A 25,114-nucleotide genomic window follows, 5' to 3' on the forward strand; every position below is an offset into this window, starting at 1 on the left:
GGGGAGGATTGGCATGAATCAAAAATACGAAAAGATCTTTCAACCATATAAATTTCCATCAGGGGTAGAAGTGAAAAATCGTATCATGATGGCACCTATGACCACTTATTCTTCGGATGATCAAGGGTTTGTAACCGATGATGAACTGGCCTATTACGCTGAACGCTCGGCAGGTGTAGGTGCGGTTGTCACGGCATGTGCTTATGTATCTGCTGGAGGAAAGGGATTCCCAGGTCAATTAAGTGCAGATGACGATTCATTTATCCCATCTTTGAGAAAATTAGCGGAAACGATACAGTCTAACGGGTCAAAAGCGATATTGCAAATATATCATGGAGGCCGCCAAAGTCCGCCGGAATTATTGCCAGATAACCAACCTGTTTCTGCAAGTGCCATTGCTTCCAGCGAGGAAGCACCGGTACCGCGGGAAATGAGTGAAGATGAAATTCAAGGCGTAATCAAGGAATTTGGAGAAGCAACAAGAAGGGCCGTCGAAGCGGGATTTGATGGTGTGGAAATCCATGGTGCCAATACTTATTTGCTTCAACAATTCTTCTCGCCGCACTCGAACCGTCGGACGGATAACTGGGGAGGAACTCTGGGAAAACGATTGATTTTCCCGCTTACCATTGTGAATGAAGTAGAGAAATCGGTTGCTGAGCATGCGGAAAAGCCATTTATCATTGGTTACCGAATTTCTCCTGAAGAAGGCAGCGATCCTGGAATCACTTTAGATGATACGATCCAGTTTGTTGATAGATTAGCAAATCAAAACCTCGATTATCTACATATATCGGTAGGTCACTTCTGGAATGGATCATTCCGTGAGAGTGATAGGACAAAGTCGCGCATCGTTAAAATTTACGACAAAGTAGGGAATCGTATTCCGGTTGTCGGTGTAGGATCCCTGCATACACCCGATGAAGTTGCAGAAGCTATGGAAACGGGTGTCCCATTTATCGCACTTGGCCGTGAACTTCTTATGGAACCGCATTGGATTGAAAAAATCAGGTCTGGAAAAGAAGGGGAAATACGGACGACCCTTTCGAAAAAAGATCAGGATGAACTTGTCATTCCAGATCCGCTTTGGGAAAAGTTGATTCATATAAAAGGTTGGCTCCCCGTTGTGGAGTGATGAGTCAACATCTTGAATAATATGTAACCCGTCCTCTTTTTATTGGAGGGCGGGATTTTGTTTGATGTCCATAAAAGCTAAAAGAGGTCCATAACTAAAAAAACCTGCATTTGTTATTTAACAATAATAAATGCAGGTTTTTTTATGAAGTAATATAACTTAGGGTTACTCGTGAAAATGGCATGTTTAAGAAAAAAGCAGAATTCCCACCCGTTTAAAAGGTTTCAAAACCCTTTTAGGAAGACATTATGAATTTGAATAATTATATTAAGAAATAATTCAAACTTCAGCTACGGAATTTTGGATAATGTTTTCAGTCGGAATGATGGTATGCGGTATCTGATCTTGATTACCCTTTATCTTTGTAAAGAGAACCTGTATAGCTATATCCCCTAATTTTTTCACGGGGATTTCTTTACAAGTCAAAGAGGGAGAGAGAAATGGATGTAAATTTGAATTACTGTAGCCTACGATGGATAGGTCTTTTGGTATGGAGATTCCATTTTCTGCTGCCATCTTATAAATACTCATCACCTTAAGATCATCAGTTGCAAAAACAGCTGTAGGCCGGTTATCTCCCAATAGTTGTTTTGCTGATTGATGTGCGGCATCAATTGTATACCCACTGTTGATGATCCATTCATTCTTTAGTGGGAGCCCATTGTTCTTAATGCATGATTTATATCCTTCCAAGCGATCGATGGAAACATGATAATCGAGTGGAGAATGTAAGCAGGCGATATCACGATGTCCTTTATCAATCAAATACTGCGTCAAATCATAACTGTCCTTGTAGTTATTCGTGTCAACGGAAAAAACGTTTTTGTAATGACCTTCGACCTTTCCAATGACTACTATAGGGATATTAAATGGATCTATTTGTTGAAAGAAGTTCTCATTTGCTGGTGAACTTAGCATTATGATCCCTTTTATTAATTTCTCTTTTATTTTCCTTATGCACTTTTGAAGTTCATCCTGACTGTTTTTCGCAGTCTGTAATATGACATCGAAGTTTTCGTCTTCAGCATTGGTTGATATTGTATGAATGATTTCTGAGAAAAATGGGTTATTTTCGGTAGTCTTGGCAGAACGCGATAGTACCATGATCGCATCAAATCCGGAGGAAAGGGCCCGGGCTAATTTACTAGGTTGATAATTTAATTGTTCAATTGCTTTTAACACGCGCTCTCGCGATTCAACAGAGATGTTGCTTTGATTGTTTAGCACGCGTGATACGGTGGATTTTGAAACCATTGCAACACGGGCAATATCGTAGATAGTGTGTCCCAATAAAATTCTCCTCCTCCTAGTATGTTATCTGTATGATTATTTCCGAATATTAATAGGTTTTGTAAGTACCATTGAAAAAAATGAATCCTTACTGGTTGGTTTATTTTTTTATAGATTGATTTTATTTATTAATAATAAGAGCGGTTTCATAGGGTAAATTATATTGATGAATCATGATAGTGGCAATAGAAATTTTAAAAGTAGTAGGCAATCTTGCAGAGAAAGCCATTTTTGGACCCCATATAAAATTAGGTAAACCCTCTAAAATAAAAGCGTGGTTCCCCATTTGGGTTCTTGTTGACAGAGAACGCTTACTGTATTATATTTTGTTTGTGGGAGCGGTTCCACGGAAAATTATTTAACTATTAATTTATATGGAAACGGTTCCAAGAAGGGGGCGTATATGGAATATATTAAACAGAGATTATCCGTAATTTATGGAGAATCGGATACACAAAAGATTTGGACTGACCTAAAAGGTAAACTTGTAAAAGCAAAAGAAACACCCTATAAAAAAAGAAAACAAAGATGGGATGAAAAAGATATTGTCTTGATTACGTATTCTGATCAATTTCAGGAGGAAGGCAAGCCTACACTGGCGACTTTTGAGAAGGTATTTGATCGTTATTTAGCAGACAAATTTGAAATCGTTCATCTTCTGCCTTTTTATCCATATTCGTCGGATGATGGTTTTTCGGTAGTGGATTATAAGAAGGTCAATCCAATTGCAGGAGATTGGGAAGATATTGAAAAACTATCGAAAAAAACGAGAATCATGTTTGATTATGTGTGCAACCATATCTCAGCAAAAAGTGATTGGTTTAAAGAGTACATAAACGGGAATCCTGAATATTCCGGCTTTTTCACGGAGATGGATCCCAATGTAGATTTAAGTTCAGTAACAAGACCAAGATCCACACCTGTCCTCACCAGGTTTAAAATGGATGATGGATCGGAAAAGCATGTTTGGACGACGTTTAGTGAAGACCAAATTGATTTGAATTTCAAAAACCCGAAAGTTTTATTGAGAATGATTGATGTTCTATTATTTTATATTGAGCGAGGTGCGGAATATATTAGGCTAGATGCGGTAGGGTTCATGTGGAAAGAAGTCGGAGGGACTTGTATCCACCTTGAAAAAACGCACCAAATCATAAAATTGTTCCGTGATATTGTTGAGGAAGTCGCTAAAGGAACTGTCATCATCACTGAAACGAATGTACCTCATAAAGATAATATTTCATATTTCGGCAATGGAAGCGATGAGGCACATATGGTTTATCAGTTCCCTTTACCGCCGCTTGTGCTTTACTCCATTAATCGCGGAGATGGGAGCGCTCTCACAGAGTGGGCAAGAAATCTACAGCCAGCAGGGGATAATACAACATTCTTTAATTTCCTTGCTTCACACGACGGTATTGGATTGAATCCTATTCGCGGTATTATCTCAGAGGAAGAAATTCTTGATCTGGTAACGGACCTGAAAAGGGAAGGCGCAAAAGTTAACTACAAAAAAAATCCAGATGGCACGGAAAGTCCATATGAAATCAATGTGACGTACTTGGACGCGTTAAATAAACTGTCGGATGATGATGAGTTAAAGGTGAAAAGGTTTTTAGCGGCACACTCCATTTTATTATCACTTCAGGGAGTGCCAGCAGTTTATATCCAGAGTATATTAGGATCTAGTAATGATTATGAAGGTGTAGCTAAAACAGGAATGAACCGTTCAATTAACCGCCAAAAGTATAGCTTGGATAAAATTGAAACAGAACTGGAAAAATCAGGTTCTTTACGAAGCAAGATATATAGAGAGTTAACGAACATTATCAAAATTAGAAAAGCAGAAGCATTATTTCATCCAGATGTGCCTATGGAAATTTTGGATAAAGGTGAAAAATTATTTGCACTCAAAAGAGGAAATGATCCCCAAAATAGTCTATTCATTATTCACAATTTTGCAAATGAACCTGTAGATTGCCAGGCTTCAGGCAATTTTGTAAATGTAATAACGGGGGATAAAATGGCTCTCGAAGGTACCATTACACTAAATCCCTATCAATTCCTTTGGTTGAAATCAATTTAACTAGGAGGCAGAAAGATGAAATTCAAAATCCTAATTTTGGTATTTATCTTAGTTTTAAGCATGGCTTTATCAGCATGTGGTGGGAACGAAAAGGCAGGAGAAGAGGCAAAAACAACAATTGAGTTCATGCATTCCTCTGTAGAGCAAGAGCGTCTAGCCGTCGTCAACAAGCTGGTAAAAAAGTTTGAGAAAGAAAATCCCACTATTAAAATCAAGCAAGTTCCAGTTCAAGAAGATTCATATAATACAAAAATTATCACTTTAGCTAGTGCTGGGAAACTTCCTGCGGTACTTGAAGTTGGGCAAGATTATGCCAAAGTCATGGATAAAGAACAACTTATCGACAAAGAGGCAGTTAGTAATACCCTTGATAAAGCTGGTAAAAAAGACTTCTATGATGGTGCCTTAAAATTAGTAACACCAGAAGATGGGAAAGGGCACACTGGTATCCCTATCAGCGGCTGGGTTCAAGGCATTTGGTTTAATAAAGAAATGCTGGCATCCAAAGGATTCGAAGAGCCGAAAACCTGGGATGATGTAATGTCGATCGCAAAGGCATTTACTGACAGCGGCAATAAAAAGTACGGTATTGGTTTGCCGACTGTTGAAGGCGGATTTTCAGAGCAGGCATTCTCACAATTTGCTCTATCAAACAATGCGAATGTTCTTGATGGCAAAGGGCAGTTGGATTTTAATAAAAAGGCGATGAAAGAAGCGCTAACTTATTATAAAGAATTGGCCCAATATACGATGCCTGGTTCAAATGATACCACTGAGGTGAAAGATGCATTCATGAATGGCACAACACCAATGGCGGTATATTCAACTTATATCCTTCCTTCTGTATATGAAGAAGGCGATGCAGAAAATATAGGGTTTGCAATTCCGGAGCAAAAAACAAAAGCGGTGTTTGGAACGGTTTCTGCAATCACGATCTCTTCTGGATTGGATGATCCTCAAAAAGAAGCAGCACAGGAATTCACAACGTTTTTGTCCAGGCCAGAAAATATGACCGAGTGGGTATTAATGTCACCAGGCGGTGCACAACCAGTTAGTAAAGCGGTTACAGAAAATGCTGCATATCAGGCAAATGAAGTAGTAAAGTCCTTCGGAGACTTATCAACCGAAATCGCCGCATCATTTAATGAAATCCAAGTGTTTGGTTTGGTCGGTGAAAAAAACTACGTGAAAATGGGAGTGATAACGAGTTCAGGCTCTATTTCCAAATTGGTAAATGATATAACAGTCGGAGGAAAAAGCGTTGATATGGAAGTTAAAAACGCTGAACAGAAAATGAAAGATGTCTTAAAAAAATAAGGCATAAGTGAAGGTGATTAAGGCCCTCTATTTTTAGAAATAAGTCCAAGGTCTACGCCTAACAATAAAGTTAGAAAATCCCTTATTGGTTTGTACAATTTAAAAAATGTGATTATTTAGGGGGATCAAAAAATGGAAAAAAGAGGGAAATCAGATTTGAAATTGGCAGTGGTGCTACTTTTCCCAAGTGTCTTTTTAGTGCTTTTGCTGGTTGCATACCCAATGATATCTAACATAAAGATCAGCTTTTTTGATCTTCCAATTAACCCAAGGCTAAGTGCAACCTTTGTCGGGTTACAAAATTATACAGAAATACTGACGGATATCGAATTTTTAAAATCATTGGGAACTACACTTTTATACATGATTTTAGCGGTGGCGGGGAGTACAGCCTTGGGATTGGTTGTGGCAATCTTTTTTAACCGTCCATTCAAATTCCGTAAGGCTGCCCGTTCATTAATTATTCTGTCCTATGTAACCCCTTCAATTTCTTTGGTTTTTGCTTGGAAATACATGTTCAATAATGGCTATGGTGTCGTAAATTATTTAGGAGTTGACGTGTTTCATTTATTTGAAAAGGCACCTCTCTGGTTTGATAATCCTGTTAGCAGCTTCATTCTAGTCGTTCTTTTTGCAATATGGAGATACTTTCCTTATGCGTTCATCTCATTCCTGGCGATATTGCAGACAGTGGATAAAAGTTTATATGAGGCGGCAGAAATTGATGGGGCCTCCACCTGGGAAAAGTTCAAAAATGTTACCATCCCGGCAATTATGCCTGTGCTGATAACAATTATAACGCTACGTTCCATCTGGTTGTTCTATATGTTCACAGATGTATATCTGTTAACAAACAAAGTGAATATTATTGGGATTTACCTATATGAAACGGCATTTGCTTTTAATGATCTCGGTAAAGCCGCATCCATCTCTGTAATTCTTTTTATTATTCTTTCTATCGTTATAATAGCATCAAGAAAGCGGGTGAAATTAAATGGCAATGGCTAGCAGTAAAAAGAATAAAGCAGCAAGAAAGATCGGGTTTTATCTTGGGCTGATCATCCTGTTGACTATTTCCCTATTCCCATTCTTCATCATGTTGATGACTTCCTTTAAAAGTTCGAAGGAAGCGGTTGCTACTAACCCATCCTTTTTTCCAGAGGATTGGACATTCCAGCATTATGTAGATATCTTTAATCCCGATATCTTCCCCTATTTATCTTATTTTAAGAATAGTTTAATAGTGGCCCTTACTGCAGCATTGCTGTCAGTTGCAATAGGCATTTTCGGGGCTTATGCCCTTTCGAAATTGAAGTTTATCGGAAAAACTACCATAAATGCTAGTTTTTATACGGTGTATATGTTGTCTGGGATTTTACTTGTCGTTCCTTTATTTAAGATCATCTCCGGACTTGGGTTATATGATACGAAAACAGCACTGATTATCACCATGATTGTTCAAACGCTTCCAACCTCGATATTCATGTTAAAAAGTTATTTTGACACTATCCCAGAGGATCTGGAGGAAGCGGCGATGATTGATGGGTTGAACCGTGTGCAGATCATTTTCTATATTATCATTCCACTAGCCATATCAGGTATCATATCCGTTTTTGTATATTCCTTTATGGTCGCTTGGAATGATTATCTATTTGCATCCATTTTCTTGTCGGATTCTGCAAACTTCACGCTTCCAATCGGCTTAAATGCATTGTTCAGTACACCTGACTATATATGGGGCAGAATGATGGCCGCTTCGCTTATAACGGCGCTGCCTGTAGTAGGGATGTACGCAATCTCCGAGCACTTCATAAAAGGAAACTTAACTGAAGGAGGAGTGAAAGGGTAAACGGAATACAAAATAAATGAGAGAAGGTAATTTATTATGAAAAAACTAGTTGCGGTAAAACCAAGAGTAGCGGCATTGCTGGATTATGAAGAAAGTTCCATAAAGCCAAATGAGGTGAAAATAGAAGTGCAGTTTGCCTCCCCTAAACATGGCACGGAAGTTATAGACTTCCGCGGGATGACTCCTTTTATGGATGAGAACTTCTCTGAAGAATGGCGCATGTTTATGCCACGGGAAGAAGGTACAACTAAAGGGATCGTATTTGGTGAATTCCAGCTTGGAAATATGGTTGTAGGTCAAATAATTGAAGTAGGAACCGAAGTAACGGGATACCAGGTGGGGGAGACTGTTTGTACATATGGACCAATCAGGGAGACTGTTATTGTAAATGCAGTTGATAACCACCGTTTACGTAAAATGCCAGAGGGTTCAAAATGGCAAAATGCAGTTTGCTATGATCCTGCACAATTTGCAATGAGCGGTGTACGCGATGCTAATGTTCGCGCAGGTGATTACGTAGTGGTGGTTGGGCTTGGAGCAATTGGACAGCTGGCAATCCAGTTGGCTAAAAAAGCAGGTGCGAGTATCGTTGTCGGCATTGACCCACTGAACCAGCGCCGAGATATTGCGCTTCGTAACGGGGCGGATGCTTGTTTTGATCCAACTGTTTGTGATGTAGGTTTTGAAGTGAAAAAGCTGACAAACAAAATAGGGGCAGATTCAATCATTGAAACAAGTGGCAATGCTGCAGCTCTTCAGGCGGCACTAAAGGGTATTGCATATGGCGGGACTATCTCATATGTAGCCTTTGGGAAGGCTTTCCCAGAAGGGTTGAATTTTGGCCGTGAAGCTCATTTCAATAATGCTAAGATTGTGTTCTCCCGCGCAGCAAGCGAACCTAATCCAGATTATCCACGTTGGAATAGAAAGCGGATAGAGGAGACCTGTTGGGAGTTGTTAATGAACGGGTATCTGAATTGTGAAGATATCATCGAACCAATCGTTACGTTTGAAAAGAGTGCAGAAGCGTACATGGAATATGTAGATCAGCATCCTGAACTAAGTATTAAAATGGGAATCGAATATAAAAAATAATAATGAGTTTGTCCAGGTTGTAGCGGTTTCCTTACAATTTGAAAAAATGAAAATAGCGGATTTTAGTGAATTTTCCATTTTAATACATGTGTATGGGGGAGTTATTAATGAAAATTGGTACACAGGACCAGGAGTTTTTCCCTAAGAATATCAGAGAAAAATTCCTTTTTTTAAAAGAGGCTGGCTTTGAAGGATTTGAAATTGATGGCAGAATGCTAGTTGAGCATCTAGACGAAATAAAAAATGCCATAGCGGAAACTGGAATTCCGGTTACGACTGCCTGCGGAGGCTATACAGGCTGGATTGGTGACTTTGTCGAGGAACGCAGACTAAATGGATTAGTTGAAATCAAAAAAATCCTGGAAGCGTTACAAGAAGTAGGTGGGAAAGGGATCGTGGTTCCAGCTGCGTGGGGCATGTTCACTTACCGTCTGCCCCCAATGGTTTCTCCCAGAAGCCAGGAGGGTGATAAAGAGTCCATAAGCAATTCCCTGCTTTACCTGGACACAATCGCAAAAGAGACTGGGACGACAATTTTCTTAGAACCATTGAATCGCTATCAGGATCATATGATCAACACATTAGCCGACGCAAGAAGTTATATAGAAGGAAATAATTTAAACAATGTAAAAATCATTGCAGACTTCTATCATATGAATATTGAAGAAGATGATATTTCAGGGGCATTACATGCAAATCGGGACTTGATTGGGCACATTCACTTGGCAGATAATCATCGTTTTCAGCCGGGTAGCGGCTCACTGGATTTCAAGACCCCTTTTAATCAACTAAAAGAAGATGGATATGATGGTTTTTTAACACTTGAATGCCGTGTAAGAGGAAATGATCCAAAAGCGGAATATATAAAAGCATTGCGTCACCTCCAACAATCATTAGGCTTTAGAGGGGCTGAACAAGGATGAAGAAGAAAGTTGCGATAATTGGTGGAGGACAAACGGCAGAAAAAGTACATGTTCCCTACTACCATACACGTGAAGAAGTAGAAATTGTTGCAGTTGTTGGTCCGAATATTGAGCGGACAAAAAACTTTGCGAAACGTAACGGAATAGCTCGATCATATACAGATGCAGATGAAATGTTTCAGGCAGAACAGCCTGACATCGTTAGTGTCTGCACGCCAAATAGATATCATTATGAAAATGTGATAAAGGCTTTGGAATATGGCTGTCATGTAATGTGCGAGAAACCACCCGCAATATCCTCTATAGAAGCAAAGCATATGCAAGAAGTTGCTAAAGAAAACAACCTTATTCTTGCATATAATTTTCATCACCGTTTTGCTGATGATGTTAATATTTTGCGAAAAAATGTGACAGAAGGTGTGCTGGGGGATATTTATGTCGTAAAAGCAAAAGCCCTGCGCCGAAGCGGTGTACCAGGGTGGGGGAATTTTATAAATAAAGAATCGCAAGGAGGGGGGCCTCTAATAGATTTAGGTGTCCACATGCTCGATGCCGCCCTCTATGTGTTAGGCTATCCAAAAGTGGAGAAGGTAACAGCCAAGATGTTTCAAAAAATTGGCACAAAAAAATCACATGGATCTTTTGGGGAATGGGATCCAAAAAAGTATGAAGTGGAAGATTCCCTTTTTGGTTTTATTGAGCTTGAAGGCGGTTGCTTGCTGCAACTCGAGACTTCATTTGCTTTAAATATTAAAGAAACATCAATCATGAATGTGGAATTCTTTGGAGATGAGGCGGGAGCAACACTTTTTCCTGCCAATATTTATACTGATCAAAAAGGTGAATTAGTGACGATTTTGGACAGAAAGACAGCTGATCCGGATAGGGTTCAGAAAGGAATGGCTGCCTTTGTTGATAAATGTTTGGGCAAAGAAGTCATGGTGGCTAATGGAAGAGAAGGTTACTTGATCGTGCAACTTATCGAAGCTCTCTATCAATCTGCTGAAAAAGGTGAAAGTGTAACCATATGAAAAAATTAGTGGAAAATGGATTTGACCTGCGTTATATAAATAAATTTGCTAGTTTAATGACAATAGGGAATGGATACTGTGGTCTGCGTGCCACCCATGAAGAAAACTATGTAGATCAAACACGAGGTATGTATGTAGCCGGTATTTATAATAAAGCTACGGCTAATGAACCGTCCGAATTAGTCAATTTGCCAGATATGATAGGAATGAATATTGAGGTTGATGGAGAAATTTTTTCCCTGCTAACGGGAGAAGTCCTTTCATATAAACGCCAGCTAAACTTTGAAACCGGGGAATTAAACCGTGAAATACTATGGAAAAGTAATTCTGGTGCACGTTTCCGTTTTACATTTCAACGTTTTGTAGCAAAAAATGACCTTCATGTTCTAGGTACAAAATTAACCGTCATTTCTTTGGACAAAAACACACAAATAAAAATAGTAACTGGAATCAATGCGCAGCAAACTAATTTTGGAAAACAGCATCTTATTGAAGAAAAGGTTCGTGTAATTGAGGGGGACTTGATACAGGGCATCTATAAAACTACCGAATCAGGGCATACGATTGCACTTGCGGCGTGTTGTATGTGTTCAGTCGAGAGTGATATATCTTATTCAGCAAAAAATAGGCAGCTGCTATCCACCATTAAGCAGGACCTTCTGCCTGATACCCCTTTTGTTCTAGAAAGAATCGGTGCCGTTTTTACGTCACTTGATGCAGATATTATGGGGAAAAGCCCAGAAGTAGCAAGTGTTGTGGCACTAAGAAAATACTCTTCATATGGATATGACGCTTTACTTGAAAAGTCAGCAGGGAAGTGGGCGCAATTTTGGAAGCAAAAGCGCATCAAAATATCGTCAACCAGGGATTTTGATCAGCTTGCTGTTGATTTTTCTTTATATCAAATAGAAGTTATGACACCTGCACATGATGAACGATTCAGTGTCGGAGCGAAAGGTTTGACGGGGGAAGGATATAAAGGTCATGTTTTTTGGGATACTGAAATGTTCATTTTACCCTTCCATCTGTTTACAGAACCGGAAAAAGCGAGAAAACTATTGCGATACCGCTATTTAAAACTAGAACAGGCAAAAGAGAAAGCTGCATCCAATGGCTTTGAAGGTGCTTTATTCCCTTGGGAAAGTGCTTTTACCGGAGAAGAAGAAACACCTGAATTTGCGGCCATTAATATTAAAACTGGAAAGCGGCAGAAAGTGGCGTCCGCTATAGCTGAACATCATATTGTGGCAGACATTGCTTATACAGTTGTGGAATATTACAAAAATACATTAGATGATGCTTTTATGAGAAAAGAAGGGCTTGAGCTGCTTAAAGAAACGAGCCGGTTTTGGATCAGCAGGGGTGTAGAAGAAAATGGACAGTTGGTTATCAAAGATGTCATCGGGCCGGATGAATACACAGAACACGTTGATAATAATGCATTTACAAACTATATGGCTTGGTACAATGTTGATCAGGCACTATTTTTTATGGATAAGTATGGGGATTCTGATGGTTTGCTAATGGAACGAGGACAGGAATTTCTAAAGCGTTTATATTTACCTAAGGCTAATGATCATAAAATCATTCCCCAGGATGATACATTCCTCAGCAAGCCTGAAATCGACCTTTCCCGCTATAAAGAATCTCAGGGTAGTCAAGGGATTCTTATGGATTTTTCACGTCAAGAAGTAAATGAAATGCAAATTTTAAAACAAGCCGATGTCGTTATGCTGCTTTATTTATTTCCGGAGTTATTTCCAAGTGATGTAATCTCTGAAAATTTGCATTATTACGAGGAGCACACCATACACGATTCTTCACTGAGCAAAGCGATTCATGCCATAGTTGCAGCAAGAGCGGGTGAACTAGAAAAGTCATATGAATTTTTCCATGAAGCATCTTTAATCGACTTGGGCCCGAACCCACTATCTTCAGATGAAGGGCTTCATGCTGCATCCCTTGGTGCCATCTGGATGGCGACAATGTTCGGTTTTGCGAATATCTCGATCAAGGATCATCGCTTAAGCTTAAAACCTAACATGCCATCTGACTGGTCGGAACTTGCCTTTCCATTAATTTTCCGAGGGTCGCGCTTACATATCATCCTTACACATAAGCAAGCCGTAATAACGAAAGTCTCGGGTGATGATGTACTAATAGAACTAAACGGTGCTGAATATTTGCTATCGAACAAAGTTGAAGTAAGCTTTCAATAGCAGAAGAAATACTATCGCTCTTAAAAGCATTCGTACTTGCAATGTAATCATCTGAATTAGGATTTTACTTGCTTGCTTTCACGATTATTCATAAGAAGAACTCATTAGGTAACATTCAGGAGGCAGACATGAAAATTGTAATTGCACCAGATTCATTTAAAGAGAGTTTACCATCAGACCAGGTCGCAAGAGCCATTCAATCCGGTTTCATGTCCATTTTCCCGAAAGCGGAGTATCATTTGCTTCCAATTGCAGACGGCGGTGAAGGTACTGTTCAAGCTTTGGTATCCGCTCACAAGGGAAGGGTCGAAAGCATTTCTGTTACCGGTCCACTAGGATTGCCGGTTGAAGCGAAAATAGCTTTCTCGAATGATGGAGAGACAGCATTTATCGAAATGGCGGAAGCATGCGGATTGCATCTTGTTCCTATAGAGCAACGAAATCCCTTACATACTACTTCTTTTGGTGTGGGAGAGCTGATGATTCACGCTATGAACCAAGGTGCTTCCGAACTGATCATTGGAGTTGGCGGGAGTTCAACTAATGATGGAGGAGTAGGGATGGCTTCCGCTCTTGGTTATGAATTTTTTGATGGTGAAAGAAAAGCAGTAAAGGGTACCGGCAAGGATCTGTTTAATATTGTTTCTATGTCTGAAAGGAACCGTGACCGGAGATTAGATCTTGTTAATATTACGATAGCAGCAGATGTGGAAAATCCCTTAACGGGCCTTGACGGTGCAACCTATATTTATGGTCCACAAAAAGGGCTTCCTGAAGATATGCTAGATGAAATGGATAAAGCCATGGGCAGGTTTCATCAAATGGCAGGCAACTATTTAGGAATGGATGTCTCCTCCTTACCCGGGAGTGGTGCAGGTGGAGGGATGGGCGCCGGTCTGTTGTTATTCACAGGAGCTAAACTAAAAAAGGGCATTGAACTTATGATGGAGCATCTAAAGGTAAAAGAAATTTGTCAAGATGCAGATATAGTGATTGTGGGAGAAGGGAAAATAGACCATCAGACAATATATGGAAAAGCACCCTCGGGTGTAGCTAAATGCGCACCACCCAAAGCAAAAGTAATAGCGATTTGCGGAAGTGTGGGTGAGGGATCTGATGTTCTTTACGATCATGGGTTTGATGCCATATTCCCTACGATTCCTGCAATGCTGCCCATCGAAAACATTCTAGGTAGTGCATTTAAAAATATAGAGAGAACATCTCGAAATGTTGCAGCACTTCTTCGAAAAGAGAGGGACGGTTAAAATGGAAGAAAAATTTATTGATGCAGTAGTATTTGACCTTGATGGTGTCATAACCGATTCAGCGCATTATCATTTCCTGGCTTGGCGAGAACTGGCTAGTGAAATAGGAATTAGTATTAACGAGGTCTTTAACGAGAGGCTAAAGGGGGTAAGCCGAATGGATTCCCTTGAGTTGATTTTGCAAGAAGGAAATCAGCAAAATGACTTCACTTTGAGCGAAAAAGAAAAAATGGCTGAAAAAAAGAACCTTCACTACTGTGAGTTTCTGAATGAATTGACGCCTCAAGATATACTGCCAGGGATTTTGGAGCTGATTACCAACATTAAATTAGAAGGAATTTCCATTGGACTTGCTTCTGTTTCCAGAAATGCAAGCACCGTATTAAAGGCACTACAGTTAGAGGATACTTTTGATTACGTTGTAGATGCTGCAAAAGTAAAAAAATCTAAACCTGATCCGGAAATTTTCTTGACGGCATGTAAACAACTTGATGCGAATCCAAAACGATCAATCGGAATTGAAGATGCTTCTGCAGGGATTGACTCCATCAAGGCAAGCGAAATGTTTGCTGTCGGTGTGGGAAATACTCTTAATAAAGCCGATTATCAGGTACATGCAACGAAAGAACTTCAATGGGAAATGATAAAGTCTGAATATAAAAAATGGAGAGAAAGATAGTTCTCCAAGATACTGCCCAATTAAGTGGGCAGTAATACTCCAGGCAGTGCACTGTCCATAACAGAAAATGCTGATCACCGTGCAAATGAATCAATAAGAACTATTGATGACCAATGGGCTCAACGTGTAACTCCACACAAGGGATGGCCTACATAGCAATCATCAGATTTTTCATAATTGCTTCGCCACTTAAAGGGGAGTGGAAAGGACCCTGCACCATCAAATGGGCTGCTATTGCCAAATTTGTAGAATTCTATCCTTCAAAAAGGCTCAGGATGAACTTGTCATTCCAGTTCACCTATGGGAAAAGCCAGTTAAGAGGGTTGACCTTGGTCGTGGAAAGGTGAGCCAAAATCTTGAATATATGTGTAACCCGTCCTCCTTAGGTGGACGGGTTTTGTATGTGTACATACGATAGATAGGGATAAACCTAGATGGAGAAACAAGAAATATTTGAGGGGAATGCAATCAAAATGAAACCCGTCATTCGTATACAATCTACATCCGAAATCACCAAACCAGTATATTGAATACCCTATTTGTTCAAAAGGGTAAGTAAGGTTATTTCATCTTTGACTAAAAGAGAGGCATTGATTCACAGAATTAACGTCTTTTATTTTAGGTTTCTCATTGACACGGGATTTAATCATTCCTATACAGTAAATACTATCTTTAATGGTTATGTTATTACGAAGATTATATAGTCAAATATTGAATAAAATTATATAAATATTTGTGCCAATGAATAAAATATATTATTATCAATTTAATAAGCTGGTATAAAAACGGAGGGTTTATTATGAAGTTTCCACACGATTTTTTATTCGGAGCAGCTTCTGCTTCTTTTCAAATAGAAGGAGCATGGAATGAAGATGGTAAAGGTATAACGAATTGGGATGTTTTTTCAAAGATTCCGGGGAAAACATATGAAGGTACAAACGGAGATGTAGCCATAGACCATTATCATCGTTACAAAGAAGATATTAAATTAATGGCAGAGATGGGACTTGAATCGTATCGGTTTTCCATTTCATGGGCACGTATTTTGCCCACAGGTGACGGAGAAGTAAATGAAAAAGGCTTGGAATTTTATAATAATGTAATAAATGAATGCTTAAAATATGGGATAGTTCCTTTTGTTACGCTGTATCATTGGGATTTGCCTTTGACGCTTGAACAAGATGGAGGATGGACGAATAAGCGAACAGCTGAAGCATTCGTCAAGTATGCAGAAATTTGTTTTAAGGCATTCGGAGACCGCATCAAACATTGGATCACGTTTAATGAAACGGTAATGTTTTGCGGATTGGGCTATTTAAAAGGTGCGCATCCGCCTGGTATCCAAAATGATGAGAATAAATATTTTCAAGCGACACATTACGTGTTTTATGCACATGCGAAAGCAGTAGAAGTATACAAGGCACTGAATCATTACGGTGAAATTGGGATTACCCATGTTTTCTTACCAGCTTACAGCATAGATGATAAGCATGAGAATGCATTAGCTGCCCGACATGCCAATGAATATGAAACTTTTTGGTATTATGACCCAATATTAAAAGGTGAATATCCAGCTTATGTGGTTGAGCAATTAAAGGAGAAAGGCTGGACGCCAAGTTGGACCGAAGAAGAACTGGATACGTTAAAAAGAAATGCGGAAAAGAATGATTTTATTGGACTTAATTATTACCAGCCCATTCGAGTGGAAAAAAATCGGGAAGCCGTTTCATCCATGGAGCATTCAAGAGAAACATCTACTCTAGCTCCAGGGAACCCATCTTTTGATGGCTTTTATCGGACCGTGAAAATGGAAGATAAAACATATACAAAATGGGGGTGGGAAATCTCTCCTCAAGGATTTTTAGATGGGCTTCATATGTTAAATGGGCGTTATGGTGATATTAAAATGTATGTTACGGAAAACGGACTTGGTGATGAGGATCCGATTATTGATGGTGAAATAGTGGATGTTCCTCGTATTAAATATATTGAGGAACATTTAAAAGTTATTAAGCGTGCAATCAAAGAAGGCATTCACTTAAAAGGGTATTACGCTTGGTCTGTCATCGATCTATTAAGCTGGTTAAACGGGTATAAAAAGCAATACGGATTTATTTACGTGGACCATCATGATCAATTAAACCGAAAAAAGAAGCTGTCGTTTCATTGGTACAAGCATATTATCGAGACGAGAGGAGAAGAGCTGTAAATAGAAAGAAAACCTCTTGATATTAATCAAGAGGTTTTTTGTATATATAGACCAGTAAATGATTGAACGAATAATAGGGAAATTATATCGACCATAAAAGATAAGTTTGGAAAAAACGATTCTGTAGTATCGGGAATTATGATCAATATTTGTTTCAAGGCGACACCTTGAGATGAGTGGGGAATTAGTCGAAAGTTCAAACTTCCCGGTTTGTAGTCTATATCTCCGGGATCAAACTAACTAGACTGGAAGTATGGTCCCGGATTGTAATGTGTATGTAAAAATATTCAAAAAAATGTAAACAAATGTTTACATTGCTAACAATGTACAGTTTTACGTTTTACTGTATAATGTTGAAGCGTGGCCAAGAACCATGTCAAATAACTTAACAAAGGAGATTACATATGACGATTATTTATTATTTTTGAAAGGTCCCCCGTATGTTTGTAGTGAACCAATCAGTCCCGTTGAAAGAATAGTATCCTCTACAATAGTTAATATTGATATCGATTGAGTAACTCCCTCTAAAATGAAAGAATATCTTTTTCCTGATAATGGTAAATTCCAATTTTAAAAAACGACTAAGGATGTGAGTTTGAAAAGGATGATAAAAGATTCCAGATTCCAAGGATATAACATGAAGGGTTTTCAAAAGGACGTAACGGCAGGATTGGTTGTAGGTGTTGTGGCCATTCCTTTAGGATTGGCTTTTGCAATTGCTTCAGGCGTCGAACCGATATACGGATTATATACGACCATCATCGCGGGAATCCTCATATCGATTTTGGGTGGCTCCAAGTATCAAATTGGAGGACCGACCGGAGCATTTGTACCTTTATTATTTGGTATCGTTATGCAATATGGATATGAAAGTCTGCTAATTGCCGGGTTTTTAGCGGGGATGATATTAGTCTTGATGGGCCTTCTTAAGTTAGGGAATTTGATGAAGTTCATTCCCCGTCCTGTCATCATTGGATTTACTACAGGAATTGCGATAATAATCTTTTCTGGGCAGATTGCCAGCTTCTTTGGTATGAATGTGGAAAAACATGAATTTTTTATAGATAACATGAAAGAACTGGTGATTAATGCAGGCACGATCAATATATATAGTGTGATTGTTGCGATCATATGTTTCATCGTCATCCTGCTGGCACCTAGACTTCTGCCGCGAGTGCCAGCTCCACTTCTGGGGCTGCTAATATCCACAATGTCTGCCTACTTTTTATTTCCCGATAAGGTGGCTACGATTGGTTCCACTTATGGAGCGATTCCGAGAGGTTTTCCGGAATTCCAAGTGCCGGAGCTTTCAGTGGAGATCATTATCACACTCCTTCCAGTTGCTTTTACGATTGCTTTGTTGGGCGGTGTCGAGTCATTGTTATCCGCTACCGTGGCCGATAACATGGGGGGGACCAAGCATGATAGTAATAAGGAATTGGTTGCCCAAGGGATCGCGAACATCGCGACTCCATTCTTCGGTGGGATACCGGCAACAGGTGCTATTGCCAGGACAGCTACCAATATAAAAAGCGGGGCAGCCTCTCCGATGTCAGGAGTCATTCACGGAATTGTCGTTTTATTAGTCTTGCTTGTCCTTTCTCCATTTGCAGCGCATATACCTTTGGCTAGCATGGCACCCATATTGATGTTTGTTGCCTGGAATATGAGTGAAAGAAAGGAATTCGCCCATGTATTGAGAACGAAGACTGCGGATTCTGCCGTTTTGCTAGTCACCTTTCTCGTCACTGTCTTCACTGATTTAATCATGGGAGTGGGGATTGGCTTATCGATTGCATTCATCACCTTCATTGCAAAAATGAGCCAAACGTTAAAGGTTAGGGAAAGAAGTCATGAGATTACTGAGGTTGTTCCTATTGATAATTCGGATTCAAAGATCAATGTGTATAACTTGGAAGGTCCTCTCTTCTTTGGTTCGATTGATGTCCTGGAATCATCGATATTAGCGAACTTGGATAGTAAGACGAAGGTGTTGGTATTAAGCATGCGCCGGGTAACCTATATGGACACTTCAGCAGAGGCTGCACTATTGGCGATTGTTAATCGTATCGGAAAATATAAGGGGAAATTAATCATTTCTGGAATCCAGCAGCAACCAAAGGAATTGCTACTCAGCACCGGATTGTATCATAAAATAGAAAAACAGCACTTTTTTAAATCGAAGGAAGATGCTCTGTATTTTGCCAAGAAGCAGCTGAAGGGTAATTCGGATAAAGTAGTCTAATGGATTCATCCTCGAAGTCACCTTTTTGGATTGTTATGTTATAGTATCGTTAACAGTAGATTTTAAAAGAAGGTGACTGTCTGGATGAATATATATCGGATTGGCCAGCTTGCTGAACTTGCGAATGTTTCGAGGAGAACCATTGACTATTACACACAATTAGGAATGCTGAACTATGAAAAAACTGGGTCAAGATATCGATATTACACAGAAGATGCCCTAAATCGTCTTCAAATGATTAATCGGTATAAAGAACAGAATATGCCGTTGACTGAAATCAAGGAACGGTTACAAGTTTTGTCTGAAACCACTGTTGATTCGGAGCAAGTGCTCTTGTTGGTGGACAAGATATCTACAGACCTTAAAGGACTGGAGAATGAATTGCTTGAATTAAAGCCCTTACTGGAAAAGCTTGATGAACAGCAGTTAACATATGCTGCAAAACAGCTTTCCGTTCGGAGCAGCTCTTTATTGAGCATCATTGCCATGCTCACCTAAGATTTTTGCCGAGTTCAACAAAAAAAGACCTGATTGGGTCTTTTTTTTGTTGAACTCGGCAAACGATGCTTACTTAAGGATTGCATAAGATAGTGGCACTTGGCTAAATGGAGATTTTAATCTTTTTTCGATATAGATGAAGGATATAAGTGAACGGAAAAAGAAGAACTTAAGTATCTACGACTATATGAAGAGGTGAGAGTGAATGATTGGATCAATAGTTACGACAGGTAAAGGACATCTTCAAGGCACTATGGAAAACGGTATATGCGTTTGGCGTGGAGTCAGGTATGCGAAACCGCCGATAGATGCTCTGCGTTTCCGCTCGCCTGAGCCCGTTGATAAATGGAGCGGTGTCATGGATGCAGTGGATTTTGGTCCCATACCCCAACAGCCGATGGATCGGGCTGTAAGAACAGGAATGGCAGGAAATGAAAAAATGGATGAGGATTGCTTGTTCCTGAACATCTGGTCACCTAGAGCTGATGATAAAAAACGCCCGGTCATGGTGTGGATTCATGGTGGAGCATATATAACGGGAGCCGGATCCCTTGACATGTACAATGGACACTTATTGGCTAAGAATGGAGACGTAGTCGTAGTAAGCATCAACTATAGGCTGGGTGCACTGGGATATTTGGATTTTACCGATTTGGCAGTTGATGGGGAAATATTTGAAACCAATTTAGGTTTACGTGATCAAGTGGCGTCTCTGAAGTGGATTAAAGAGAATATAGAAGCTTTTGGCGGCAACCCTGAAAATGTTACGATATTTGGTGAATCAGCTGGAGGGAATGCCGTAACGACTTTACTTACCGTTCCTTCAGCGAGAGGTCTATTTAAACAAGCTATTGCAGAAAGTCCCGCTCCGACATCTGTTTACGGAAAAGGATTTGCGCGCCATTTCAGTGAAAGGTTCCTTGAGATCTTGGGCATTGAAAAGAATGAAATCCATCGGTTAAAAACACTTCCAGTTCAAGAGATTGTCGCGGCATCCTACCAACTCTTACAGGAAAACTCGCAAGACAAGCCGGGTTCCCTATCATTTGGACCTGTCGTGATGGTGACTTCCTGCCTGATTATCCACTAGATTCGATTCGATCAGGAAAAGTAAAGGGAATATCCTTGCTTATAGGAACAAATAGGGACGAAGCTACATTATTCGACCAGATGGATTCCCCGTTAATCCCGACAAATGAAGAGATGATACATAAAATGTTTGAAAATACTGATCCAGAGGCGAAAGAGCGAATTACGAATGCTTATTTGAACTACCCGAAAAAGGAAGCTATGCTAGGCATTGGCCGGGATGTGACTTTCCATATTCCTTCGGTTTGGTATGCGGAGGCATACAGTCGCATCGAAAAAACATGGATGTACCGTTTTGATTATAAAACGGCGGCAATGCGCATAAGTAAATTAGGGGCGACCCATGGTATTGAAATTCCTTTTGCCTTCCAGACTTTCGACTCGGCATTGGGCAAACGGATTACTTCATATGGTTCCAGGCCAGCTGCACTAAAGGTTTCCCAAAGGATACAGGGCCATTGGGTCAACTTTGCGAAACATGGAAACCCCAATCCCCCGGAAGGCGAAATCTGGCCGAAATATGATGAAACCAATCACTACACAATGATTTTTGATAAAAAGGATTATATTGAAAAAGATCCTAACAGAATGATAAGGTTGGCATGGGAAGGGGTAGGGATTTACAAGTGAAATATAGTGGACTCGGAAGAAAGCGAGGGGAATTTTATGTCAATGAAAGAGGATGCGAAAACTTTGGATCAGGTAGATCCATTAGTTCCTTACCGAGAGGAGTTCTACTTGAATCCCGGGATGATTTATATGGATGGAAACTCATTGGGACTTTTATCGAAGCGGGCTGAGAAAAGTTTAATGAATTCATTGGAAGATTGGAAAAGGTATGGAATTGATGGGTGGACGAAGGGTGCAGAGCCTTGGTTTTACTATTCTGAGAGATTGGGTGAATTGAGTGCCCAATTGGTTGGGGCAGCAGTGGATGAAGTGATAATGGGAGGGTCAACTACAGCTAATCTGCATCAGCTTGCGGCGACCTTTTTTGAACCGATAGCTGGCAGGAATAAGATTTTGGCGGATGACCTAACCTTTCCCAGTGATATCTATGCACTTCAAAGCCAGCTCCAATTGCATGGGCTGGACCCTTCGTCACATTTAGTCCAGGTGAAAAGCCGAGATGGTAAATTCCTTGAAGAAGATGACATCATTGCAGAGATGAAAGAGGAAATAGGGTTGATTGTACTTCCGACGGTCTTATATCGAAGCGGACAGATCCTTGAAATGGAGAGGTTAACAAAAGAAGCGCATGCGCGTGGAATCATGATAGGATTCGATGCCTGTCATTCCGTGGGTGCCATTCCGCATTGGTTTGACAAGTGGGAAGTGGATTTCGCTTTTTGGTGTAATTATAAGCATTTGAATGGCGGGCCAGGTTGTGTAGCGGGGTTATATGTGAACCGTAAGCATTTTGACAGGAAGCCCGGGTTGGCGGGATGGTTTGGCTCGCGGAAGGATAAGCAGTTCGATATGGAACATTCCTTCACTCAGGCAAATTCAGCAGGTGCCTTTCAGATTGGAACTCCCCATATTTTAAGCATGGCTCCTCTTTTAGGCTCGCTAGAAATGTTTGCGGAAGCGGGAATCGAACAAGTCCGGAATAAATCTTTGAGGATGACTCAATATCTTATGGATTTAATCGAATCGGAATTGGCGGGATTTGGATTTGAAATTGGCAGCCCAAGGGATGAATCAAAAAGGGGCGGTCATATCATCATTGAACATCAAGAAGCTGCAAGAATATGTAAAGCATTGAAACATGAGGCTATCATACCCGATTATCGTGAACCGAATATGATTCGTTTAGCACCTGTTGCTCTTTATACCACTTTTCAGGAAGTTTATGAAACGGTACAGGTCCTCAAAAAGATCATGGACGGCAGGTTATATGAAAACTATGAAAATAAAAGGGGAATCATTGCCTAGAATGGGAGCACCAAATGGAGAAAAATAAGCTGCATCGTGAATTATCATCGAATCAAATTACAATGATTGCCATGGGTTGTGCAATCGGCACAGGATTATTTTTGGGCAGTGGCCTTGCGATTTCAACGGCAGGTCCAAGTGTACTGATCAGCTATGCAATAGGTGCATTCATTGTCCTTCTCCTGATGGGATGTTTGGCGGAAATGACTGTAGCCCATCCAACATCAGGGTCCTTTGGAACCATTGCTGAAAAATATATAAGTCCATTTGCGGGTTTTGTTGTGAGGTATTCATATTGGATAGCGAATGTCCTTGCCATTGGTGTCGAAGTGAGTGCAATCTCGGTATATATGAAATATTGGTTCCCGGATGTACCTGGAAGCGTTTGGATCTTCCTTTTTGCTGCCTTGCTAATCTATGTAAATGCGACAAGTGTCAATACATTCGGGAATTTTGAGTATATATTTTCAATGATCAAAATTAGCGCCATTGTCATTTTCATTCTTTTGGGTGCCTATGTGGTGATTGGCGCCGAACCTTCAAGCGGGATCGGTGCAGAGAACTATGCCAATGATGGAGGTTTTATGCCTTTCGGGTTTTGGGGGCTTTGGGTCGCTATATTTATTTCTCTCTTCAGCTTTTTAGGAACTGAGTTGATTGCGGTGACGGCGGGAGAAGCAAAAGACCCTGATATTGCCGTCCCTAAAGCGTTGAAGGCAACTGTCTTCAGACTTGCCACTTTTTATGTACTGACAATCGGAATCATGTTAATGATCGTTCCCTGGCAATCCGCTGGTATTGAGAAAAGCCCATTTGTTAGGGTAATGGAAATCCTGAATATCCCTGGAGCATCGGGGATAATGAATTTCATTATTTTAACAGCTGCTTTATCTGCAATGAATAGCCAATTATATGCCTCCACCAGAATGATATTTTCATTATCCGAGCAAAAGCAGGCTCCATCCCTGTTTCAAAAAGTGAGCCGGAAAGGAGTCCCGATAAGAGCCCTTCTCATATCCACTTTGGGCATATTTCTTGCTGCAGGAGTAAAGGTCCTGCTTCCGGATACCTCATATGCATTCATGATGGGGATATCGATGTTCGGAGCCATTTTAACCTGGTTCATGGTGTTCATCTCCCATTTATATTTCAGAAAGGGGTGGGAGAGATCAGGGGGGCGTAAATTACCGGTCAAAATGTATGGCTTTCCGTATTTAACGATTCTTGGTGCATTACTCTTGTTTGCTTTAACGGTATCTACTTGGTTCACTGGCCCGTTTAAAATCGTTCTCCAGTTCGGTGTTCCTTGGCTGGTCTTCCTTTGCATCGTTTATTTTTTAATGTCGAAAATCAAAAGAACGTAAAGGGAAAGAGGGATGGTATGGATAATGGACCAAAGGATAAACATCGTTTGGAAGAAGGGATGGTAACTGATTTTGAGAAGGATATGTCCTATGGGGACTACCTGCATTTAAATCAAATTTTATCAAGTCAGCACCGGCTTTCCGGACATCACGATGAAATGCTGTTCATCATCATTCACCAAACCAGTGAATTATGGATGAAATTGATCCTCCATGAATTGACTGCAGCAACGGAACATATTGAGGCAGGGCACTTGGAGCCTTCCTTTAAGATGCTATCCAGAGTGGCTAGAATCCAACAGCAACTTGTTCAATCCTGGAATGTGCTTTCGACCTTAACTCCATCTGATTATATGGAATTCCGGGATAAACTAGGAAACTCTTCCGGATTTCAATCATTTCAGAACAGGTTGATAGAATTTGCATTGGGTCAAAAGAATTCGCAAATATTGGCGGTTTTCCGTCATCAGCCTGAGCTGTATGAGTCGATGATGGCTGCTTTGAATAAACCTAGTATTTATGATGCGGCGATTGGGGCTTTGGCTGCAAAAGGACTTCCCGTTGATGAATCAGTCTTGAACAGGGATTGGTCTGAAACCTATCGGGCAAATGCCAGTGTCGAAAGCGCGTGGCTGAAAGTTTACCGTGATGTGCATAAATACTGGGATTTGTATGAGTTGGCCGAAAAACTCGTTGATATTGGAAGTCAGCAACAATTCTGGAGATTCAATCATATGAGCACTGTCGAGCGGATCATCGGTAATAAGATGGGAACGGGCGGATCATCCGGTGTAAGTTATCTGAAGAAAGTGGTCGAACAGCCATTTTTTCCTGAGCTTTGGACTTTAAGGACCAAACTGTAAGCTTTGACTGGAGGGGAAATTA

General features: G+C 40.2%; 21 protein-coding genes. 20 read left to right on the forward strand and 1 reads right to left on the reverse strand.

The window, feature by feature from the left end:
- The first annotated feature begins 13 nt into the window (after positions 1 to 13).
- Positions 14 to 1,135, forward strand: coding sequence for an NADH-dependent flavin oxidoreductase (locus QUF78_RS07390; protein WP_289324162.1), 1,122 nt, complete (start codon positions 14 to 16; stop codon positions 1,133 to 1,135).
- A gap of 279 nt (positions 1,136 to 1,414) precedes the next feature.
- On the opposite strand, the gene QUF78_RS07395 is transcribed toward QUF78_RS07390, so the two are convergent.
- On the reverse strand, positions 1,415 to 2,431 hold the full coding sequence (locus QUF78_RS07395) for a LacI family DNA-binding transcriptional regulator (RefSeq protein ID WP_289327261.1): 1,017 nt from the start codon (positions 2,429 to 2,431) through the stop codon (positions 1,415 to 1,417).
- 167 nt (positions 2,432 to 2,598) lie between these two features.
- Between QUF78_RS07395 and QUF78_RS07400 the strand changes: the two genes are divergently transcribed.
- The 19 genes from QUF78_RS07400 to kynA all read left to right on the forward strand — a co-directional run bounded on the left by QUF78_RS07400 (position 2,599) and on the right by kynA (position 25,092).
- Positions 2,599 to 2,787 carry a hypothetical protein gene (locus QUF78_RS07400; RefSeq protein WP_289324163.1) on the forward strand — a complete coding sequence of 63 codons (189 nt, stop codon included), beginning with the start codon at positions 2,599 to 2,601 and terminating at the stop codon, positions 2,785 to 2,787.
- Between the two features lie 41 nt (positions 2,788 to 2,828).
- Positions 2,829 to 4,511 (forward strand): sugar phosphorylase, encoded by a 1,683-nt coding sequence (locus QUF78_RS07405; RefSeq protein ID WP_289324164.1) that lies wholly within the window; start codon positions 2,829 to 2,831, stop codon positions 4,509 to 4,511.
- A gap of 15 nt (positions 4,512 to 4,526) precedes the next feature.
- Positions 4,527 to 5,828, forward strand: a complete 1,302-nt coding sequence (locus QUF78_RS07410) for an ABC transporter substrate-binding protein (RefSeq protein ID WP_289324165.1) — start codon at positions 4,527 to 4,529, stop codon at positions 5,826 to 5,828.
- A gap of 132 nt (positions 5,829 to 5,960) precedes the next feature.
- Positions 5,961 to 6,836 (forward strand): carbohydrate ABC transporter permease, encoded by an 876-nt coding sequence (locus QUF78_RS07415; RefSeq protein ID WP_289324166.1) that lies wholly within the window; start codon positions 5,961 to 5,963, stop codon positions 6,834 to 6,836.
- Complete coding sequence (locus tag QUF78_RS07420) at positions 6,829 to 7,677, forward strand: carbohydrate ABC transporter permease (RefSeq protein WP_370016992.1); 849 nt, start codon at positions 6,829 to 6,831, stop codon at positions 7,675 to 7,677. Before QUF78_RS07415 ends, QUF78_RS07420 begins: the two co-directional genes overlap by 8 nt.
- A gap of 36 nt (positions 7,678 to 7,713) precedes the next feature.
- The gene (locus QUF78_RS07425) at positions 7,714 to 8,772 is read left to right on the forward strand and encodes a zinc-dependent alcohol dehydrogenase (RefSeq protein WP_289324168.1); all 1,059 of its coding nucleotides are present in this window, start codon (positions 7,714 to 7,716) and stop codon (positions 8,770 to 8,772) included.
- Positions 8,773 to 8,879: 107 nt separating this feature from the next.
- Positions 8,880 to 9,695, forward strand: a complete 816-nt coding sequence (locus QUF78_RS07430; RefSeq protein ID WP_289324169.1) for a sugar phosphate isomerase/epimerase family protein — start codon at positions 8,880 to 8,882, stop codon at positions 9,693 to 9,695.
- On the forward strand, positions 9,692 to 10,726 hold the full coding sequence (locus tag QUF78_RS07435) for a Gfo/Idh/MocA family protein (protein ID WP_289324170.1): 1,035 nt from the start codon (positions 9,692 to 9,694) through the stop codon (positions 10,724 to 10,726). The genes QUF78_RS07430 and QUF78_RS07435 overlap by 4 nt, the downstream gene beginning before the upstream one ends.
- Positions 10,723 to 12,945 carry a glycoside hydrolase family 65 protein gene (locus QUF78_RS07440; RefSeq protein ID WP_289324171.1) on the forward strand — a complete coding sequence of 741 codons (2,223 nt, stop codon included), beginning with the start codon at positions 10,723 to 10,725 and terminating at the stop codon, positions 12,943 to 12,945. Before QUF78_RS07435 ends, QUF78_RS07440 begins: the two co-directional genes overlap by 4 nt.
- A gap of 128 nt (positions 12,946 to 13,073) precedes the next feature.
- Positions 13,074 to 14,210, forward strand: a complete 1,137-nt coding sequence (locus tag QUF78_RS07445; RefSeq protein WP_289324172.1) for a glycerate kinase — start codon at positions 13,074 to 13,076, stop codon at positions 14,208 to 14,210.
- A gap of 1 nt (position 14,211) precedes the next feature.
- Positions 14,212 to 14,889 carry a beta-phosphoglucomutase gene (gene pgmB / locus QUF78_RS07450; RefSeq protein ID WP_289324173.1) on the forward strand — a complete coding sequence of 226 codons (678 nt, stop codon included), beginning with the start codon at positions 14,212 to 14,214 and terminating at the stop codon, positions 14,887 to 14,889.
- Positions 14,890 to 15,688: 799 nt separating this feature from the next.
- Positions 15,689 to 17,098, forward strand: a complete 1,410-nt coding sequence (locus QUF78_RS07455) for a glycoside hydrolase family 1 protein (protein WP_289324174.1) — start codon at positions 15,689 to 15,691, stop codon at positions 17,096 to 17,098.
- Between the two features lie 604 nt (positions 17,099 to 17,702).
- Positions 17,703 to 19,343, forward strand: a complete 1,641-nt coding sequence (locus tag QUF78_RS07460) for a SulP family inorganic anion transporter (RefSeq protein ID WP_289327262.1) — start codon at positions 17,703 to 17,705, stop codon at positions 19,341 to 19,343.
- An 84-nt stretch (positions 19,344 to 19,427) separates the two neighbouring features.
- Positions 19,428 to 19,841 carry a MerR family transcriptional regulator gene (locus QUF78_RS07465; protein WP_289324175.1) on the forward strand — a complete coding sequence of 138 codons (414 nt, stop codon included), beginning with the start codon at positions 19,428 to 19,430 and terminating at the stop codon, positions 19,839 to 19,841.
- 205 nt (positions 19,842 to 20,046) lie between these two features.
- Positions 20,047 to 20,931, forward strand: coding sequence for a carboxylesterase/lipase family protein (locus QUF78_RS27770; protein WP_353957896.1), 885 nt, complete (start codon positions 20,047 to 20,049; stop codon positions 20,929 to 20,931).
- Between the two features lie 5 nt (positions 20,932 to 20,936).
- Positions 20,937 to 21,560, forward strand: coding sequence for a carboxylesterase family protein (locus QUF78_RS27775; RefSeq protein WP_353957936.1), 624 nt, complete (start codon positions 20,937 to 20,939; stop codon positions 21,558 to 21,560).
- A 36-nt stretch (positions 21,561 to 21,596) separates the two neighbouring features.
- Complete coding sequence (gene kynU, locus QUF78_RS07475) at positions 21,597 to 22,865, forward strand: kynureninase (RefSeq protein WP_289324176.1); 1,269 nt, start codon at positions 21,597 to 21,599, stop codon at positions 22,863 to 22,865.
- Positions 22,866 to 22,879: 14 nt separating this feature from the next.
- Positions 22,880 to 24,229, forward strand: a complete 1,350-nt coding sequence (locus QUF78_RS07480) for an amino acid permease (RefSeq protein WP_289317407.1) — start codon at positions 22,880 to 22,882, stop codon at positions 24,227 to 24,229.
- A 17-nt stretch (positions 24,230 to 24,246) separates the two neighbouring features.
- Positions 24,247 to 25,092: a tryptophan 2,3-dioxygenase gene (gene kynA / locus QUF78_RS07485; RefSeq protein ID WP_289324177.1), complete on the forward strand. Its 846-nt coding sequence runs from the start codon at positions 24,247 to 24,249 to the stop codon at positions 25,090 to 25,092.
- Positions 25,093 to 25,114 lie beyond the last annotated feature (22 nt).

This window comes from Peribacillus sp. ACCC06369 (assembly GCF_030348945.1).
Taxonomy (GTDB): domain Bacteria; phylum Bacillota; class Bacilli; order Bacillales; family DSM-1321; genus Peribacillus.